The organism is Actinophytocola oryzae, from assembly GCF_004364325.1.
Classification (GTDB): domain Bacteria; phylum Actinomycetota; class Actinomycetes; order Mycobacteriales; family Pseudonocardiaceae; genus Actinophytocola; species Actinophytocola oryzae.
Map to the genome: position 1 here is coordinate 428,549 of NZ_SOCP01000003.1, position 18,579 is coordinate 447,127.

The following is an 18,579-nucleotide window of genomic DNA, read 5'->3' on the forward strand; positions in this document are numbered from 1 at the left end:
CAGCGTTGCGAAGGCTCCCTTCAGTACACCCGGCAGGCAGCGACTGCGATCCGGCGGCCGACACCCAACGTCATGAAGGACTCCTTCGTAACGCCCAGCGTTAGGAAGGAGTCCTTCAGTACGGGCAGCGGCCGTGCGCCTTCCGGCCGGCGGCGGCTGGGCAGGCCGCGGGCCTCGTCAGGAAGGCGTCCTTCAGTGCGGTGGGGCGGCTGGGGCCGCCGGGGTATCTTCTGTTCTCTGCCGGTCGTGCCCGTCGCTGTTGGCGATGATCGCGTCGTGGATGTACTGGGACAGGCCGGGTGCCATGTCGTCGTAGTTGCGGCCCACGCGCTGGTTGTCGCGGTAGGCGCGGGCCAGCTCGCGGTGGGTTTCGTGGTCGCAGTCGTGGAACCAGCGGTGCGTGTGCACGCGGTGCTCCTCGGCGATGGCCGTCACCTCGGGTGCGTGCGCCGGGACGCCCGAGGACATGGCCTCGGCGAGCCGTTTGTGGATGTCGGCCTGCTCGGTCCGCAGCGCGAGCCAGTCGTCGCGGTCGTACGTGGCCACGCGGTCGCGTCGCTGGTGGAACCTGGCCGTGTCGCCCCAGCGCTCGACGACCCGCTCGGCGTTGTCCTCCAGGCGCGTGCTGCCGAACACCTCGAGCCGCTCCTCCGGGGTGAGCGTGAGCCCGATCGCGCGGGCGGCCAGCTCCTTGTCGATCACCTCGACCATCGCCCGGTACCTGTCGATCCGTTCGGTCAGGCGCCCGCGCTGGTCGGACAGGTGCTCTACGGTCGGGTCGTCGAGGATCTCGGCGATCTGCCCGAGGTCGAGGTCCAGCTCCCGGTAGAACAGGATCCGCTGCAGACTGCGCAGGTCGGCCGGGGAGTAGAGCCGGTAGCCCGACGCGCTGCGCTCGCTCGGCTCCAGCAGCCCGATCTCGTCGTAGTGGTGCAGCGTCCGCACGGACACCCCGGCCAGCGTGGCGACCGCACCCACCGTGTACTCGTTCATGCCGACGACTGTGCGCCCCAACGCGACGTGAGGGTCAAGCTCGCAGCGCCGCGTCGAGGTCCGCCCACAGGTCCTCCACGTGCTCGCAGCCGACCGACAGCCGCAGCAGCGACGGCGGCACGTGCTCCTGACCCGCGAGCCGCGCGCGCCGCTCGATCGTGGACTCGACGCCGCCGAGGCTGGTGGCCGCGTTGACCACGGTCAGTGCCGCGCACAGTGCGTCGGCCGCCGCCGCGTCGCCCGCCACCTCGAACGACAGCATCGCACCGAACCCCGACATCTGCTTCGCCGCACGGGTGTGGCCGGGGTCGCCGGGCAGGCCCGGGTAGCGCACCCGGGTCACGCGTGGGTGCTGTTCCAGTCGGCGGGCCAGTTCGCCAGCCGACTCCTGCGCCTGCCGGACCCGCAGCGGCAGGGTCCGCAGGCCGCGCGTCGCGAGGAACGCCTCCATGCCGCCGGGCGTGGCGCCAGAGAGGACACGCAGCGCACGCATGCGGTCGACCAGCTCCGGGTCCGCCGTGACGGTGAGGCCCATCAGCAGGTCGGCGTGGCCGCCGATGTACTTGGACCCGCTGTGCATCACGATGTCCGCGCCGAAGGTCAGCGGCTGCTGGAGGAGCGGGGTCGCGAACGTGTTGTCGACGGCGACCAGGGTGTCGGCCGCGCACAGTGCCGGCAGGTCGGCCACGTCCATGAGCGGGTTGGTCGGCGACTCCAGCCACAGCAGTGCGGCGCCGTCGGCCTTGCTCAGGGTCGCCTCGGTGTCGGTGATGTCCTGCAGGTCGACGGTGTGTCCCCGGGCCGCGACCAGGTGGCGGACGGCGGTGTAGGAGTCCCACGGCACCACGACGCGTGAGCCGGGCGGCAGCAGGTCGACGATCGCCGCGACGGCCCCCATCCCCGACGCGTACGCGGTGGCGGTCCCGCCCTCGAGCCTGCCGACGGCGTCCTCGAGGGCGGCCCACGTCGGGGTGCCCTCGTTGCGGGCGTAGTCGTGCTCGCCGCCGGTGCGGAAGCTCGACGCGAACACGGGTGGCACGTTCAGCGGTTCGCCGGGGCCGTCGATCCGCCCGGCGCTGACACACACAGTCTCAACTCGCACGGGAGCCAACCTAAACTCGGTCGCGGCATCCTGGCCAGCCGATACACACTGCTCGGCATGGGGAGACGGGTCAGCGCCGTGGTGACCTCCGGCGACCGGTGTGTCGGCGCGGTGGGGCCGTTCGCGGTCGACGTGCCGTGGTGGGCCGAGGTCGAGCCGGTCGTCGCGCACCTGCGGGAGCTGCTCGGCGTGTCCGCGTACGTGCTGCGCCTGCTGGGAGTGGACGGCGGCGACGGCGCGCGGGACGGCCACGTCACCTACCACGTGGAGGCACCCGGGACGACCGCGTCACTGCCTGCCGCCGCGATGTTCACCGGGCACGACCCGCTGCGGGCCCACTGGGCCACGGCGTCGGGCCTCGCGGAGCTGTTCGACTGGGCGCGCGACGCCGTCGGGGTGCCGCTGACGGGCCCGGTCGAGCAACGCAGGACGTGGAACCTGGCCGGTCTGTTCCGCCTCCCGACCCGGGACGGACCCGTGTGGCTGAAGGCCCTGCCGCCGTTCGCGGCCGACGAGGCACGGGTCATGGCGTTGTTCGCCGAGGTCGACCCCACGCTGGTCCCCCGGGTGCTCGCGGCCGCGCCGGGCAGGCTGTTGCTGGCGGACGTTCCCGGCGAGGACTGCTGGACGGCGGCACCCGAGGTGTTGCGCAGCGGCATCCGCCGGTTCGTCCACGCCCAGTCCGTGCTCGACGTGCCCGCGTGGCTCCGGCGCACCGACCCGGCCGCCGACGTCGCCGCGCTGCTTGCGCGTGCCGACCTGGGGCTGACCGCGGAGGAAACCGTTGCCGCACAGGGCCTCTCGTCGAGGTGGGCGGTGCTCGCCGAGTGCGGTCTGCCGACCACGGTCGTCCACGGCGACTTCCACTCCGGCAACTGGAGAAGCGACGCAGGCGGTCCGCCCGCCGTCCTGGACTTCGCCGACGCCCACGTCGGCAACCCGGTCCTCGACGGCCTGCGGGTGATCGACTTCCTCGCCGAGGAAAGCAGACCGGTGGCCAGGGCCGCGTGGGTCGAGGCGTGGCTCGCCGAACGTCCCGGGAGCGAACCGGATCGTGCGCTCGCGGTCGCGGAACCGTTGGCACACCTGAACTACGCGGTCCGGTACCAGGAGTTCCTCGACGGCATCGAGGAGTCCGAGCGGATCTACCACCGGGGCGACCCCGTGTCGGCGGTCCGCGCGGCGCTGGCGCTCTGACGGAAAGGCGGAACGTTCCATCCTCGCCGATCCGGCGCCACGGGTTAACTTCCTTGTACACGTGGTGATCGAGGACGAGAGGGTGAGCACCATGGCCGTTCCGCCGGACTCAGCCGGGGGCACGCCGACCGAGGTGGAGCACGCGAGCCTCCACACGGCGGCGTCCAGCTCGTTGCCGGAGCAGAAGGACGCACTGGGCAACACCAGGCAGACCGTGCTGTCGCGCGAGGTGCCCGCCTCCGCGTTCAGTGAGCTGGGTGTCGACGCCCACAGCGGCCACAACCGCAACATCGGCCAGATCACCGAGCAGCTGACCAAGAAGGACCAGCAGCTGGCCGCGGTGATCCAGGGCGTCGGCGACACCACGAAGAAGTTCCAGCGGTTCGACGAGGACCAGGCCGCCAGACAGAAGCAGCAGCAGGCCGAGGTCGAACTGGTCGCGGCACGGAAGAACCGGGCCACCTCCCAGAACGGCTGGCCGGTCAACCCCGCGCTGAAGACCCGCACCGTCCCCGGCTCGAGCAGGCGGATGACGATGGCCGACGGGCCGGCGGGCGACCTGCTGAACCACGTCGCGGGCCAGCTGAGCCAGCGGGTGGAGTCCTTCGACCTCAAGGGGCCGCCCGGCGAGGAGCTGGACGACGGCGGCCACAACGACCGCAGCATCCGGGGCAGCACCGCGATCTCCAACCACGCGAGCGGGACGGCGTTCGACATGAACAGCGCCCGGCACGTTCTCGGCGCGTCCGGCACCTTCACCCCGGCACAGGTCAACGAGATCCACACGATCCTGGGCGAGGTCGACGGCGTCGTGCGCTGGGGCGGCGACTACAGCGGCAGGCTCGACGAGATGCACTTCGAGATCAACGGCTCGCAGGCCGACGTCTCCCGCGTGTGGGACCGCATCCGCGCGGAGATCGAGAACACGCCGTAGGAGGTCGTGAGGCGACACGGGGTCGGTGGATCACGGACCGGAACCGGCACGCACCAGACCGCTTTCGTAGGCGTAGACGACGGCCTGTACGCGGTCGCGGAGACCGAGCTTGAACAGTATCCGGCTGACGTGGGACTTGACGGTGCCCTCGGTCAGGTAGAGCGCCCCGGCGATCTCGCTGTTGGACAGTCCCCTGGCGATCTGCGTCAGCACCTCGCTTTCGCGGTCGGTCAGGACGTCCGGTCTGGTCGTGGCCTGGCGGGGGTCGGTGCCGACGTAGCTCTCGATGAGCCTGCGGGTCACGGTGGGCGCCACCACCGCGTCGCCCCGCACAGCCATGCGGATGGCAGAGAGCAGGTCGGCCGCCAGGATGTCCTTGAGCAGGAAGCCGCTCGCCCCCGCGTGCAGCGCGGCGTAGACGTACTCGTCGAGGTCGAAGGTCGTCAGGATCAGCACCCGGGCCCGACCGGCCTCGTCGTCCGCGCAGATGCGGCGGGTGGCCTCGACGCCGTCGACATCGGGCATCTGGACATCCATCAACACGATGTCCGGCCGGAGTTCGAGTGCCATCGCCGTGGCCCCGGCGCCGTCACTCGCCTCGCCGACCACCCGCATGTCCGACGCGTTCTCCAGGATCATGCGGAAACCGGTGCGGACGAGGGCGTGGTCGTCGGCGATGAGTACTCGGATCACGTTCGCCCGCCGCCGGTCGGCAGGGTTGCCCGAACGGCGAACCCGCCGTCGGGTCTGGGTCCGGCGGCGAATCTGCCGCCCAGCAACCGCACGCGTTCGCGCATGCCCCGCAACCCGTTGCCGCCGTTGTCGTGTCCACCGGCGCCGGACCCGTCGTCGCGGACCTCGACACTGACCTCCGTGTCCGTGTAGCTGATGAGCACCTCCGCACCCGTGCTCCCCGTGGCGTGCTTCATGGTGTTGGTGAGCGCCTCCTGCACGATCCGGTACGCGGACAGGTCGACGGTCGGCGGGAGTGCCGTGGCGGTGCCCTCGACGTTCAACAGCACCGGGGTGCCGGACATCCTCACCTGTGCCACCAGGGCCGGCAGGCGGGACAGCCCTGGCCGGGGGTGCCTGGCATCCTCGGCGACGTCGGCGGGGCCGAGCATCCGGCGCATGTCGGCGAGGGAGTCGCGTCCGGTCTGGACGATCTTCTCCAGCGCGGCCCGGGTGTCGGCGGGTCGCGAACCCAGCGCGGCGCTGCCGCCCTGGGCCTGGATCACGATCACGGCGAGGCCGTGCGCGACCACGTCGTGCAGCTCCCGGGTGATCCGGTCGCGTTCCGCGGCCGCCGCGAGCTGGGCCTGCTGGTCCCGCTCCCGTTCCAGGTCGTGCGCGCGTGCCCGGAGTTGGCCCACGTAGACGCGGCGACTGTGCGCGCCGGCACCGACCGCCCAGGAAGCGACCAGACTCGGCCCGAGTACGAACAGACCCGCCAAGAAGGTGGACCCGCCGCCGGGGTCGGCGGGACCGACAGGTGCGTCGGCGGGCGGTTCCGTCGAGGACTGCGCGGCTCTGCCTGCGTCGAAGGCCACCTGCGGCACCCCGCCCGTCCGCCCCTCGACCGTGAGATACGTACTCCAGCCGACGATCAGCAGCAGCGTCCCGGCTAGTGCCGCGAACGAGACCGCCCGATGTCCGTACCGCGCGGCGACGGTGTACAGCAGGACCACCAGACCGAGGTCGACCAGATCGAGGATCGTGGCAGGCGCGGCCGGGTCCACGCGAACCGAGGATGCCAGTGCGCAGACGGCGAGCGTCGGTACCGGCCACCGCCTGCGGACGGTGATACCGGCCAGGACGAGGACCGCCGCGATCGACCACAGGACGACCTGTCCGTCTCGCTCGCCACCGACCGGGGCGCCGTCCGTACCACCCGTGAGCGGGGAGGGGCCGTCCACCAACACCACGACCGCGGCCAGCGCGGTGGCGAGCACCGCGTCCTGCGCCAGCGGCCGGCGCACGAAGGCGGGGAGGCGGGTCGTCATCGCCTTGATCACTCTCGGCAGCCTACGGACCGACGGGGAGCGCCACGTCCGTCGCGCGACAGGCCCACCCGCGCCGCCCTACATCTCGGGACAGAGGCGGCCGTACATCTCGCGACAGAGGCGGCGGTCTGTCCGCGGGCCGATGCGGCCGCGACATCGCCGACAGCACGATCATGGCATGACTCTACGTGAATCACTGGCGCGTCAGTCGGTGCGCAAACGGATGTGGGCCGTCGTGGCCGTGGCCGTGATCGGACTGGCCCCGCTGCCCCTCCGCGCCGCCGTCGCGGGAACGCAGACCCACGGCTCGGACTCCTCGGTCGTCTGGCAGCCGTGCCCGACCTACTCGGACGACGCGATCCGGGCCCAGGGTGTCACCGACGAACAGATACCGAGGTACCGCGCCCTGCTCGCCCGAATGGAATGTGGCGTGGTCGGCGTTCCGCTGGACTACGGCCGGCCGGACGGACGCCTGATCAACGTCGCGATCACCCGGTTCAGGGCGCTGGACCAGGCGCACCGGCTGGGCAGCATCGCGATGAACCCTGGCGGACCCGGGGCAGGCGGTTACCTGATGCCCATCAAGGTCACCATGTTCAACGACCAGAGTGCGCGGCTCAACGAGCGGTACGACCTGATCGGCTTCGATCCCCGGGGAGTGGGTTACAGCACCAAGGTCGACTGTGCGGCACGCGGGAACCCGGTACCCGGTGTGCTCACCGAGGCAGCGGCACACGACAGCTACGACATGGTGGTCGCCGCCGGCCAGGCCTGCGTGCAGGCCGATCCGGGGTTCGTCGCCCAGTTGACCACGGTGAACGCGGCGCGCGACCTGGACCGGGTGCGGGCGGCCCTTGGTGAACAGACGCTCAGCTTCATCGGTGTGTCCTGGGGTACCTGGCTGGGCGCGGTGTACCGCAACACCTTTCCCGGCCGGGTTGGACGGATGTTCCTGGACAGCGTGGTGAATCCCCAGGACGGCTCGGCCGTCACCGAGGACGAGGGCGCCACGGCCGCCGAGCGCGAGTTCGCCCGGTTCGCGGCGTGGATCGCGCAGCACGACGACACCTACCACCTCGGTGCCACCCAGGCGGACGTCCAGGCCGCGGTTCTGGCGCTCGTGCGCGACTACCAGGCGAACCCGAAGCAGTTCACCGACCTGCCGCCGCCCGTCGACGGCGTGATGATCGCCAACCTGGCCGCACAGCCACTGTCGACGTGGCCGCAGGTGAGTGCGGCGTTCGCCGCGCTGCGGGACGCACAGGGCCCCACGGCTCCACCCGCCCTCCAGGCGATCTTCGGCGGGCACCCGGGTGGTTCGGCGCCGGACGCGCCCGAGGAGATGAACCCGACCATGCGGCGCGCCGCCGCCTGCAACGACGACACCAGCCGGCTCGACTTCTCGACGGCCTGGACCAGGTACCAGCGGCGGCTGGCACAGAACCCGGTGACCGGCCTGCGCAACATGTTCCCACCCGAGTGCGTCGGCTGGCCGCTGCCCGCCCAGGTGGTCACGCTGCGACCGACCGGCGGATCACTGGTGCTGTCCGGCCACCGCTACGAGAACATCACTCCGTACGAGTGGGCCGCACGGCTGCACTCGAAGATCGGCGGCAGCCTGTTCACCGTGGAGGACGACGAACACGGGTCGGTCCTGAAGAACGCCGACTGCGCCGAGGAACTGGTGGCCTACTTCAACACCGGCCGGATCGACCGGGGTTGCGACGGCGTTCCCACGCCGTAGTGCGTTGACGTACGAGGGGGCTCCCGGCGAACCTGCCGGGAGTCCTCCTGCGTTCGGCGAAACCGTGGCCGGCCAGGACGCTAGCGCCCGCGTAGCCGGACCGACAGGCAGGTCACGCAGCCTTCCAGCTTCTCGAACTCGCTGATGTCGACCGTGACCACGCGCAGCCCCCGGCTCTCGAACAGCGCGGCGGTGCGCGGCGCGCTCGCGGCCATCAGTACCGCGTCACCGCCGAGCAGGACGACGTGTGAGCCGCTTTCCTCGGGCACGGCAAGGAAATCCGCGAAGGCGGCCGGGTCGTCGACCAGTGGCGGGTACCCGATGACGGTCCCGTCGGGCAGCGCGGTGACCGCCGACTTGAGGTGCAGCACCCTGGTGACGGGCACCGGCACGACGGTCGCGTCGGGGAGGTGCGTGGCGAGCTGGGCGATGCCCTCGTCATTGGTACGACCACTGCGCCCGACGTGGACCGTGTCACCGATCTTGAGGACGTCACCACCGTCGAGCGTGCCGGGTGCCTCGATCCGCCGGACGTCGTACCCGTCCAGCGCCGCCTCGACCCCGGCTGTCTCCGGCCTGCGCGACGCCGCCCCCGACCGCGCGAGCACGGCCGTGTTCCGGTGGACGACAACGGGATCCTCGACGAACACCGCGTCAGGGCAGTCGTCGGCAGGCGCGACCTCGACGCAGGTCCACCCGGCGGCGGTGAGCGCGTCCACATAGGACGACCACTGCCGGTGCGCGAGCGCGACGTCGACCTCCTGCCGTTCGACGTGCGAGACGAGACCTTCGGCAAGACGAGGCCCCGGCCGCCGAACCAACGCGATCACCTCGCCAGCCTACGTCACACCGTTCGGCCGCCTGTCCGAGACATCCGGTTTATTCCGCTGTATTGGTCCAGACCTTGCCGTTACCGCTGGTCTAGACCACACTGTGGCCAGGAGATCCACGGGGTGCCTTTCGTTTCCCTGCGCGCGAAGGAGTCGCGATGCGAAGATGGCTCACCGGGTTGGCCTCGGCCGCCCTGTTAATCGGTTTCGTCTCGGTGGCGCCCGCCGGTGCCGCCGCGGGCCTCACGGCCACGTTCACCAAGGTGTCCGACTGGGGCTCCGGCTTCGAGGGCAAGGTCACCGTCGCCAACTCGTCCGGCTCGGCGGTCAACGGCTGGACCATCGAGTTCGACCTGCCCGGCGGCTTCTCGATCCCCACCGCCTGGGACGCGCAGCACACCGCGAGCGGCCAGCACCACACCTTCCGCAACCCGAGCTGGGCGCCGACGCTCGCCCCGGGCGCCACCGCGACCTTCGGGTTCAACGGCACCCCAGGCAACTTCTCCGGCATCCAGAACTGCCGCTTCAACGGCGAGGGCTGCGACGGTGGCGGCGGCGGCAACCCGGGTGCGCCGGGCACGCCGGGCACGCCGAGCACGGGCGGCACCACCAACTCCGCGATCACCCTGTCGTGGGGCGGGTCTTCTGGCACCGTCACCGGCTACCGGATCTACGAGGGCTCGACGGTCCGGGCCACCGTGACCGGCACCTCCACCACGATCAGCGGCCTCGCGGCCTGCTCGACGCACACCTACGCGGTCGCCGCCTACAACAGCGCGGGCGAGTCCGCACGCAGCGGCTCGGTCACCGCGACGACCACCGGCTGCACCAACCCGGGCGGCGGCGGCCGGGGCGCGCCGTACCTCTACATGGGCTGGGGCGACCCGCCGGCACCCGCGACGGTCATGTCCGCGACGGGCATCAAGTGGTTCACCATGGCGTTCGTGCTCTCCGGCGGCGGCTGCACGCCGTCGTGGGACTCGGCCCGCCCGCTGACCGGCGGTGTGGACCAGCAGACGATCAACGCGATCCGCTCGGCGGGCGGTGACGTCGTGCCGTCGTTCGGCGGCTGGCAGGGCAACAAGCTCGGGCCCAACTGCTCGACGGCGCAGGCACTCGCGGGCGCCTACCAGCAGGTCATCAACGCCTACGGGCTCAAGGCGATCGACATCGACATCGAGAACTCCGACGAGTTCGAGAACGACACCGTGCGCAACCGGATCCTCGACGCGCTGAAGATCGTCAAGCAGAACAACCCGGGCATCCAGACGATCGTCACGTTCGGCACGACGACCACCGGCCCGAACTACTACGGCAACCTGCTGATCGAGCGCGCCGCGGCCATCGGGGCCAACATCGACGTGTTCACGATCATGCCGTTCGACTTCGGCGGCTCGAACATCGCCACCGACACCATCAACGCGTCGGAGGGCCTGAAGAACAAGCTCAAGTCCTCCTTCGGCTGGAGCGACACCCAGGCTTACCAGCACATGGGCATCTCCGGCATGAACGGCCTCTCCGACCAGCAGGAGATGACGTCGACCGGCACCTGGACCACGATCCGCGACTGGGCCAAGTCACACGGCCTCGCCCGGCTCGCGTTCTGGGCCGTCAACCGCGACCGGGGCTGTGCGGGTGGCGGCGTGGTGAGCAACTGCAGTGGGATCGCCCAGAACAACTGGGACTTCACACGCATCACCGCGGGTTTCTGAGGAACGGTTGACAACGGGGTGGCCGCGATCCGGCCACCCCGTTCTCATGTCCACCGGCGGGAACCCACGCACCACCCGCACGCGTCCCACCTCCGGCTGAGGGGGTTCCAGGTGGTCACGTTCGCGGCGGAGGTGCCCGGCGACGCACAGCTCGTCGTGCGGAGCGACGGCCGCACCAGGGTCCTGTACGTGCTGTTGCTGGCCGCCGTGGCACTCGAGCTGGTCGTCGTGGCAGGGGTCGCGGTCCTCGGCGGCCTGCTCGGCGCCCCGATGCTCTACCCGCTGGTCGTGCCGCTGCTCCTCCAGCTCCTGTTCATCGTGCCGGTCGTGCGCGAGTACCAGGGGCTGCTCGGCCCGCAGCTGGCGGCGGACCACACCGGGCTGTGGGTACGCACCGGGCTCGGACGCAGGCCCGAGGTCGTGCACCTGCCGTGGGCCGCGGTCGACGGGATCGACGCCACGCGCAAGGGCCCGGTCGTGCGGATCATGAGCAGGCACGGGGAGACCCTCGTCGGCACGCGGCCACGTGCGCGGGTCCGGTCGCTGCGCCGCCGGTTCGGGACCGCCTTCGTCGTGGACGGTCGCCGCAGCATCGAGCCCCCCGACCAGATCGTGCACCGGCTCGGGCAGCTCGCCGTGTGGGCTCGTCGGTGATCACATCACCGCGGTGACCAGCTCCTTGCGCAGCTGTCCGAGCACCTTGGGCACGTTGTTGACGCACAGCGCGTCCACGCCGGCATCCAGCAGCACCTGCGCGAACTTCACCGTCGGGCACCACGCCAGGAACTCCCGCCCACTCGCGTGCACGGTGTCCACCACGTAGTCCAGCGGCCGGTGCAGCTCCTCGGGCTCCCGCTCGTTGGGCCGCAGCGACCCCCAGTGCGGCGCCAGGACCTGCACGTCCAGGTGCGCGGCCATCGCGACGGCCTGCCCGATCGGGAACTCCACCCACGTCAGCAACGCACGAGGCACCGAGGGCGCCAGCTCACGGGCGATGTCCAACGCACCCGCGTCGAACGAGCTGACCAGCGTCGGACGGCGGCGGTCCTCACGGCGCGCGACGACGGCGAGCTGGGCCATGGTCGTCCCGGCGCGGTCCCGAACGGCGTCCTCCATGACCGTCTTCACGTCGAAGTCGACGCCGACACCCGGCGGCAGGGCCTCGAGCAGCTCGTGCAGGTCGAGTGCGCCGTCGCCGGTCGCCTCGGAGCCGGTGATGTCGGCGTAGAACACGCCGTCGGCGTTCGCCGGGTTGTGGGCGACGACCAGGCGGTCGTCCGACGTGCGGCGGACGTCCACCTCGACCCAGTCGATGCCGAGCGCGACCGCGGCGAGGAACGACTCGAGCGTGTTCTCGCGGATACCGTCGACTTGGCCTCGGCCGAGGCCACGATGTCCCAGGAACGCGGGTCCCGGGCCGAACACTCTGCCGTTCATAGCGCGCCGCCACCGGCGCGCCCGCTACAGCTCAGGCGGCCGAGGTGACGGTCTTGCCCACCTCCACGTTGGCACGTTCGAGGTCTCCGGCGAAGTCCACCTCCACGACGAAGAACTCGGAGATGGACAACGCCAACACCGGCAGGCCGGCCGTCTCGATCGCGGACTCGATGCCGCGCTCGAAGTAGTCGGTGTCGGTGCAGCCCTCCAGGTGCTCGACCAGCGTCGCCCGGTCGGCCGACGCGATGTAGTTGATCCCGACGGCCTCACCGAGCCCGTCCACCACTGATTTTGACAGCTTTTGGACGAGTCCGTCGGCGGACGCGGTGTACTTCACTTCTTCTTCACCGCATGCTTCCGTGTTGACGCACACGAAGCTGCGGTCGGCCTCGACCATGGCCGCCACCTTGACCAGCAGCTTCGGGTCGAACACGACGTCGCCGTTGAGCCACAGCACCCCGCCCGGCGGCACCAGCCGCAACGCCTTGAGCAGGCTCTTGGACGTGTTCGTCTGCTCGTAGCGCTCGTTGTAGACGAACCGGGCCTCGGGCGCGTGCCGCATGACCTCCTCGGCGTGGAACCCGACGACGATCGTGACGACCGGGTCGGTCAGACCACCCGCGAGGTTGTCCAGCTGCTGGCGCATGATGCTGCGGCCGTCGGCGAGCGGGGTGAGCGGCTTGGGGTGCGGCATCCCGAGGCGGGTGCCCATCCCGGCGGCCAGGATCACGACGTTCATACGGGCACCTCCACGGTGGTGTTCGAAAGGTGGGCGTCACGGGTGCGCACCGCGTCGTCGATCGCGGCGAGGAAGCGGGTCGTGCTCTCCCCCGGCGCGAGGTCGCCGAAGTACAGGGTGCGCACGGCCGCGCGGGCGTCGCGGTACTCGTCGTCGTCGAGGCGCGCCGCGACGGTCTCGGCGAGCATCCCGATGGTGGCCGAGTCGATCACGTCGGCGCAGCGGCTGATCGGCGCGTCGGTGTGCAGGCGCTCCCGGTCGTCGTACCGGTCGGCGACGAACATCGGCTGGTCCTGGCGGGTGTACAGGAAGTCCAGGCCGACCGAGGACACGTCGGTGATCATGAGGTCGCACCCTGGGAAGACGGCGAGGATGTCGCCCTGCTCCTGGACGACGTGGCCGTCACCCCTGGAGAGCCTGCGCACGATCTCCCGGTGCGCCGCGGCGATCTCGGGCAGCGGGCTCACGGCGACCCTCGGGTGCGGCTTGTAGACCAACCGGACATCGGGCACGGCGAGGACCTTCTCGACGATGGCGACGCCGTGCACGTCGACGGAGGTGTAGTTGTTGGAGGCGTTCTCGCCCTCCCAGGTCGGCGCGTAGAGCACCGTCCTCTGTGTACTGGCCGGCAGCACCGGCGCGGGGCGCAGGTCCAGCTGCGGGCGGCCGACGGCCACGAGCTTGGTCTCGTCGAACTCCATGAGCGCCGCGCGGTGGCGCCGCCGTGCCGCCTCGCCTGCGATGAACACCCGGTCGTAGGCCTTGACCTGGTTGGACACCATGCAGACCTTGTCGCTCTCGCCGTGGTTCACGTGCACGTGCAGCATCCGCCGCTGCATCAGCGAGTGGAAGTTGTGCACGGAGTTGTTGACGTAGACGGCGACCTTGAAGTCGCTCGACTCGTAGAGCTGCACGAGGTCGGGGAACGCGGGCGCGAGGACCTTCCGCAGCGGGGTCTCCAGCTCGGCGTAGGTCCTGCGGCTGCGCGTGATGATCGTGACCGGATGTTCCTCGTCCAGTCTCTCCAGGACCGGGAGCCACTGTTTCAGCTGGTACAGCTTCCGCGGGTCGTCGGCGAAGTAGACGGCGACGGTCCCCGGCACGGGTGTGCCCGGCTCATAGCCGGCCGGCGTGGGGCCGTTGGGCGCGTCGAGAAGACGTCGAGCGTCGCGAGGCTTTTTGCGGTTGCCGAACAAGCCCACAGATGGACTCCAGGAGGTGCGTAGCGATGGGGTTTGGCCGAGATTTTGGCACGGCCGTCCCCATCATTGCCGCAGGGACACCCTCCGGCCAAGTCCCGGCAGGCCCTCCGATACCCAATGTTCACGAACCGTTGCATACCGGAGCACGATGAGCTGGGCGATCGCCGGGTGGACGCCCAGTGGCGCGGCGACGGTCCGGGCACCACAGTGTGTCGCCCGGTCGTGGAACAGGCCGGGCGCGAGGAACCAGCTCGCGACGGCGGTGTCCTTTGTGGTCACCGTACCCAGTGCGGGCTCGCAGGCGGCCACGAACCCGACGCGCTCGGCGCCGAGGCGTCGGGCCGCGGTGCGGACCTCCGTCCGGGCCTGGGCATCGCTCGATCCCGACGCCGCCAGGACGATCCGCTGACCGGGTCGCCAGCCCGCCTCAAGGAGCCGTTGGCGTGCCACGGCCACGAGGTCCGCGCCGAGGTGTGGCGTGATCACCGCGGGCACGCCCGAGGCGCGGACCTGCTCCGGGAGGTCGACCAGCACGTGGTAGCCGGCCGCGAGGAACGCGGGCACCACGATCGCCGGGCCGTCGACCTCGCGCAGGACCGTGGTCACGTCGGGTTGGCAGACGTCGGCGTAGGCCACCCGGACGTCGGTCACCCACTCGCGTACGAGGTCGGCGAGTGCCTCGGTCGTGGCGGTGCCTGCCGGGTTTCGCGTGCCGTGTGCGACCAGCACCAGTGGCGGGCTCACGCCGGGTCCACCGCGAGGCAGTAGCCGCGCTTCACGACCGTGGTCACCGCGCCGGGCACGCCGAGGGCCGCACGCAACCGGCCAACCGCGCTCTCGACCGCGTGTGCGTCCACTGTGTCCGTTCGGCCCGAGTGCCTGCGCAGGACGCCTGCGAGCATCCCCCGTGACAGCACGCGGCCGGGGTCCGCCGCCAGCGCACGCAGCACCGCCATCGGCGCGGGCGGCACCGGTCGCAGCTCCTCGTCCACGAGCACGGCCTGACCACGCAGCTCCAGCACCCGACCATCCACCCGCACCCTGGTCGCCCGGCTCGGCAGTGCCACGGCCAGCTCCCGCACGAGCGCCCCGATCCTGGCCCGCGCGGGCTGGATCACCGGCACGCCGACCCGCGCCAGCGGCCGTGCCGTGATCGGGCCGACGCACACCACGAGCACCCGGTACCGCAACGCGTCGAGCACCTCGTCGGCGCGGCCGAGCGACTCGGCGGTCCGCAGCACCGAGGCCGCGGCGGGTGCCGAGGTGAACGTCATCGCGTCGAGCTGACCCGCGACCAACGCGTCGAGCAGCCGGTGGAGCGGCGCCGGGTCGGCCGGACCGGTCCACCGGTACACCGGCACCTCGACCACCTCGGCACCCGCTTCCCGCAACGCGTCCACGAAGTCGGCTAGCGGCTCACCATGCAGCTGCACGGCGATCCGCCTGCCCGTCACGCCCTTCTCGAGCAGGTACTCCAACAGCTCGGCACTCGCCTCGGAGGCGGGCGACCACTCCTCGACGAGCCCGGCGGCCCGGACCGCGCCCTTCGCCTTCGGACCACGGGTCAGCACGGTCGCCTTGGCCAGCGACGTCAGGAGGCGGTCGCCGAGACCCCACCCCTCGGCCGCCTCGACCCAGCCGCGGAACCCGATGCCGGTGGTGGCGACCACGACGTCGGCCGGCACGTCGATCAACGCCTCGGTCTGGCGCAGCAGGTCGGTGTCGTCGGCGAGCGGGATGATCCGGATGGCCGGTCCATACTGGACGACCGCGCCACGCCTCTCCAGCAGCGCACCCAGCTCGTCGGCACGCCGGGCCGCGGTCACGCCGACGGTGTACCCGGCCAGTGGCGCCGTCACGGGCGCCCGACCAGGACCGCGTCGCCGTCGACCCGTACCGGGTAGACCGTCACGGCGACCTCGCGGTTGTCGAGGCAGACGCCCGTCCGCAGGTCGAAGTGCTGTTTGTGCATGGGTGAGGCGACCACCGGCACCCCGCCGACGTCGCCGACGAGCCCTCTGGACAGGACCGCGGCACCGCTGAACGGGTCGATGTTGGCGAGCGCGTACACGGCGTCGGCGGTCCGGAACACCGCGACCTGCTCGTCGCCGTCCAGCAGCGCGGCGACGCCACGGTTGGGGAGCAGGTCGGCGAGCACGCACACCCGCGTCCAGGTCTCGACGGCGGTCATCCGCGCACCACCGGCAGGCCGAGCGGGACCGGCTGGCCACGCTCCTCGCGGAACGCGACGGTCGGGTCCGGGGTGCCAGGGGCGTTCACGAAGGACCGGAACCTCGCCAGCTTCGCGGGGTCGTCGAGCACGCCTGCCCACTCGTCCGAGTAGGACTCGACGTGCTTGGCCATCGCCGCGTCCAGGTCGTCGCAGATGCCCAGCTTGTCGTCCACGATCACCTCCCGCAGGTGTTCGACGCCGCCCGCCATGGCCTCGATCCAGGCGGCCGTGCGCTGCAGCCGGTCGGCCGTGCGCACGTAGAACATCAGGAACCGGTCGATGAGACGGAACAGGGTGTCGGTGTCCACATCGGACACGAACAGCTCCGCGTGCCTCGGGTTGAACCCGCCGTTGCCACCGACGTACAGGTTCCAGCCATGCTCCGTTGCGATGACCCCGAAGTCCTTGCCCCTGGCCTCAGCACACTCGCGTGCACAGCCCGAGACGGCAGCCTTGATCTTGTGGGGCGCTCTCAGACCACGGTAACGCAGCTCGAGCTCGATGGCGAGACGCACCGAGTCCTGCACCCCGTACCGGCACCAGGTGTCGCCGACGCAGGACTTGACCGTGCGCAGTGCCTTGCCGTAGGCGTGGCCCGACTCGAAACCCGCGTCGACGAGCCGCCGCCAGATCGCGGGCAGCTGGTCCACGGTCGCGCCGAACAGGTCGATCCGCTGTCCGCCGGTGATCTTCGTGTACAGGCCGAAGTCCAGCGCGACCTGCGCGATCACCAGGAGCTTCTCGGGTGTGACCTCGCCGCCCGGGATGCGTGGCACGACCGAGTAGGTGCCGTTGCGCTGGATGTTGGCGAGGAAGTGGTCGTTGGTGTCCTGCAGTGCGGCCTGCTCGCCGTCGAGGATGTGTCCGTTGCCGAGCGACGCCAGCATGGACGCGACGGCGGGCTTGCAGATGTCACACCCGGAGCCGGTGCCGTGGCGGTCGATCAGCTCGCTGAACGTGTGGATGCCGGTGACGCGCACGATCTCGAACAGCTCCGCACGCCGCTGGGGGAAGTGCTCGCACAGGGCGGTGGACTGCTCGACCCCGGCGGCGGTCAGGAGCTGTTTGAGCATGGGGACACACGAGCCGCAGGTCGTGCCGGCCCTGGTGCGGGCCTTGAGGCTCGGGACGTCCGCGCAGCCGTCGGTGATCGCGGCGTCGATCGTGCCCTTGGTGACGGCGTTGCACGAGCAGACCTGCGCCTCGTCCGGCAGGGCGCCGACACCCATCGCCGGGGCGCCGGCCGGGCCGATCATGGCGGCCGGATCACCGGGGAGGTCGCGGCCGACCAGTGGGCGCAGCAGCGGGTACTGCTCGGCGTCGCCGACCAGCACACCACCCAGCAGCGTTCTCGCGTCGTCGGACACCACGAGCTTCTTGTAGGAGCCGGAGACGGCGTCGTTGAACACGACCTCCAGGGCACCCTCGGTCGTCGCGTGGGCGTCCCCGAAGCTCGCGACGTCGACGCCGAGGAGCTTCAGCTTGGTCGACGTGTCACCGTGTTCGAACCGCGACCGTCCACCGAGGAGCCGGTCGGCGACCACCTCGGCCATGGCGTTGCCCGGCGCGACGAGCCCGTAGACGGTGCCGTCGACGCAGGCGCACTCGCCGACCGCGTAGATGTGCGGGTCGCTGGTGACGCAGTCGGACCCGACCGCGACACCGCCGCGTTCGCCGACGGTGAGCCCGGCCTCGCGGGCCAGCTGGTCACGCGGCCGGATGCCCGCGGAGAACACCACGAGGTCCACGTCCAGCTCGGTCCCGTTGGACAGCGTGGCGAGCAGGCGCCCCCGGTCCTCCTCGATGGACTTCGTGCCGGTGCCCGCGTGCACGGTCACGTCCAGCTTCTCGATCAGCCTGCGCAGCAGCCCGCCGCCGCCCTCGTCGACCTGGAGCGGCATGAGCCGCGGCGCCAGCTCGACGACGTGCGGCGAAAGTCCCATGTCCCGCAACGCCTTCGCGGCCTCCAGCCCGAGCAGGCCGCCACCGACGACGAGCGCGGCACGCCTGCCACGGCCCGACCTCGCCGCCGACGCACGGATCGCGTCGAGGTCGTCGATCGTGCGGTAGACGTGACAGCCGGGCAGGTCGCGGCCTGGCACGGGTGGCACGAACGGGTACGATCCGGTGGCGAGCACGAGCGCGTCGTACTCCACAGTGGACCCACTGGTGGTGTGGACCTCTCGTGCCGTGCGGTCGATCGCGGTGACGGGGTCGCCTAGGTGCGGCGTGACGAGGTCGTCGCCGTCGAACGTCGCGCCGTCCAGCTGGAGCGCGACTGGGTCCCACGTGTCCACATAGGATGTCAGCGCGACCCGGTCGTAGGCGGGACGGTGTTCCTCGGCGAACACCTCGACCCGCCAGTCCCCCGCCGTGTCCCGCGACCGCAGCGCGGTCACGAGCCGGTGCCCGACAGGACCGTGCCCGGCCACCACGAGTGTTCTCGGCATGGA

General features: G+C 71.0%; 17 protein-coding genes. 5 read left to right on the forward strand and 12 right to left on the reverse strand.

The genetic code is table 11. The annotated features are described in order from the left end of the window. Positions 1–192: 192 nt before the first annotated feature. Together CLV71_RS09385 and CLV71_RS09390 are read right to left on the reverse strand one after the other, a co-directional pair. Positions 193–993 (reverse strand): MerR family transcriptional regulator, encoded by an 801-nt coding sequence (locus CLV71_RS09385; protein WP_133902244.1) that lies wholly within the window; start codon positions 991–993, stop codon positions 193–195. Between the two features lie 34 nt (positions 994–1,027). After that, positions 1,028–2,095, reverse strand: a complete 1,068-nt coding sequence (locus tag CLV71_RS09390; protein ID WP_133902245.1) for a trans-sulfuration enzyme family protein — start codon at positions 2,093–2,095, stop codon at positions 1,028–1,030. Positions 2,096–2,152: 57 nt separating this feature from the next. Between CLV71_RS09390 and CLV71_RS09395 the strand changes: the two genes are divergently transcribed. After that, positions 2,153–3,292 carry an aminoglycoside phosphotransferase family protein gene (locus CLV71_RS09395; RefSeq protein WP_208297485.1) on the forward strand — a complete coding sequence of 380 codons (1,140 nt, stop codon included), beginning with the start codon at positions 2,153–2,155 and terminating at the stop codon, positions 3,290–3,292. A gap of 91 nt (positions 3,293–3,383) precedes the next feature. Next, a complete protein-coding gene (locus CLV71_RS09400) occupies positions 3,384–4,226 on the forward strand; it encodes a M15 family metallopeptidase (protein WP_133902246.1) in 843 nt (280 codons plus the stop codon). Positions 4,227–4,256: 30 nt separating this feature from the next. On the opposite strand, the gene CLV71_RS09405 is transcribed toward CLV71_RS09400, so the two are convergent. Further along, positions 4,257–4,919, reverse strand: a complete 663-nt coding sequence (locus CLV71_RS09405) for a response regulator (RefSeq protein WP_133902247.1) — start codon at positions 4,917–4,919, stop codon at positions 4,257–4,259. Beyond that, complete coding sequence (locus tag CLV71_RS09410; protein WP_208297486.1) at positions 4,916–6,241, reverse strand: sensor histidine kinase; 1,326 nt, start codon at positions 6,239–6,241, stop codon at positions 4,916–4,918. Before CLV71_RS09410 ends, CLV71_RS09405 begins: the two co-directional genes overlap by 4 nt. Before the next feature lie 166 nt (positions 6,242–6,407). Between CLV71_RS09410 and CLV71_RS09415 the strand changes: the two genes are divergently transcribed. Continuing rightward, positions 6,408–7,973, forward strand: coding sequence for an alpha/beta fold hydrolase (locus CLV71_RS09415; RefSeq protein ID WP_166664017.1), 1,566 nt, complete (start codon positions 6,408–6,410; stop codon positions 7,971–7,973). 80 nt (positions 7,974–8,053) lie between these two features. Here the strand turns inward: CLV71_RS09415 and ddaH are convergent, their stop codons facing one another. Further along, entirely contained in the window at positions 8,054–8,803 is a 750-nt protein-coding gene (gene ddaH / locus CLV71_RS09420) for a dimethylargininase (protein ID WP_133902249.1), read from the reverse strand. 158 nt (positions 8,804–8,961) lie between these two features. Here ddaH and CLV71_RS09425 point away from each other — a divergent pair, with 158 nt between their 5' ends. Then, entirely contained in the window at positions 8,962–10,515 is a 1,554-nt protein-coding gene (locus tag CLV71_RS09425) for a glycoside hydrolase family 18 protein (RefSeq protein ID WP_133902250.1), read from the forward strand. A gap of 111 nt (positions 10,516–10,626) precedes the next feature. After that, a complete protein-coding gene (locus CLV71_RS09430; protein WP_133902251.1) occupies positions 10,627–11,169 on the forward strand; it encodes a PH domain-containing protein in 543 nt (180 codons plus the stop codon). Here the strand turns inward: CLV71_RS09430 and CLV71_RS09435 are convergent, their stop codons facing one another. From CLV71_RS09435 to nirB, 7 genes are all read right to left on the reverse strand, one after another. Further along, on the reverse strand, positions 11,170–11,952 hold the full coding sequence (locus CLV71_RS09435; RefSeq protein ID WP_133902252.1) for a glycerophosphodiester phosphodiesterase: 783 nt from the start codon (positions 11,950–11,952) through the stop codon (positions 11,170–11,172). A 31-nt stretch (positions 11,953–11,983) separates the two neighbouring features. Next, positions 11,984–12,691, reverse strand: coding sequence for a phosphocholine cytidylyltransferase family protein (locus CLV71_RS09440; protein WP_133902253.1), 708 nt, complete (start codon positions 12,689–12,691; stop codon positions 11,984–11,986). Next, positions 12,688–13,794: a CDP-glycerol glycerophosphotransferase family protein gene (locus CLV71_RS09445; protein ID WP_133902254.1), complete on the reverse strand. Its 1,107-nt coding sequence runs from the start codon at positions 13,792–13,794 to the stop codon at positions 12,688–12,690. Before CLV71_RS09445 ends, CLV71_RS09440 begins: the two co-directional genes overlap by 4 nt. A 162-nt stretch (positions 13,795–13,956) precedes the next feature. After that, positions 13,957–14,637 carry a sirohydrochlorin chelatase gene (locus CLV71_RS09450; RefSeq protein ID WP_133902255.1) on the reverse strand — a complete coding sequence of 227 codons (681 nt, stop codon included), beginning with the start codon at positions 14,635–14,637 and terminating at the stop codon, positions 13,957–13,959. Beyond that, complete coding sequence (locus CLV71_RS09455; protein WP_133902256.1) at positions 14,634–15,752, reverse strand: uroporphyrinogen-III synthase; 1,119 nt, start codon at positions 15,750–15,752, stop codon at positions 14,634–14,636. Before CLV71_RS09455 ends, CLV71_RS09450 begins: the two co-directional genes overlap by 4 nt. Then, positions 15,749–16,084: a nitrite reductase small subunit NirD gene (gene nirD, locus CLV71_RS09460; protein WP_133902257.1), complete on the reverse strand. Its 336-nt coding sequence runs from the start codon at positions 16,082–16,084 to the stop codon at positions 15,749–15,751. Before nirD ends, CLV71_RS09455 begins: the two co-directional genes overlap by 4 nt. Then, complete coding sequence (gene nirB / locus CLV71_RS09465) at positions 16,081–18,576, reverse strand: nitrite reductase large subunit NirB (protein WP_133902258.1); 2,496 nt, start codon at positions 18,574–18,576, stop codon at positions 16,081–16,083. Before nirB ends, nirD begins: the two co-directional genes overlap by 4 nt. Between the last annotated feature and the right edge of the window lie 3 nt (positions 18,577–18,579).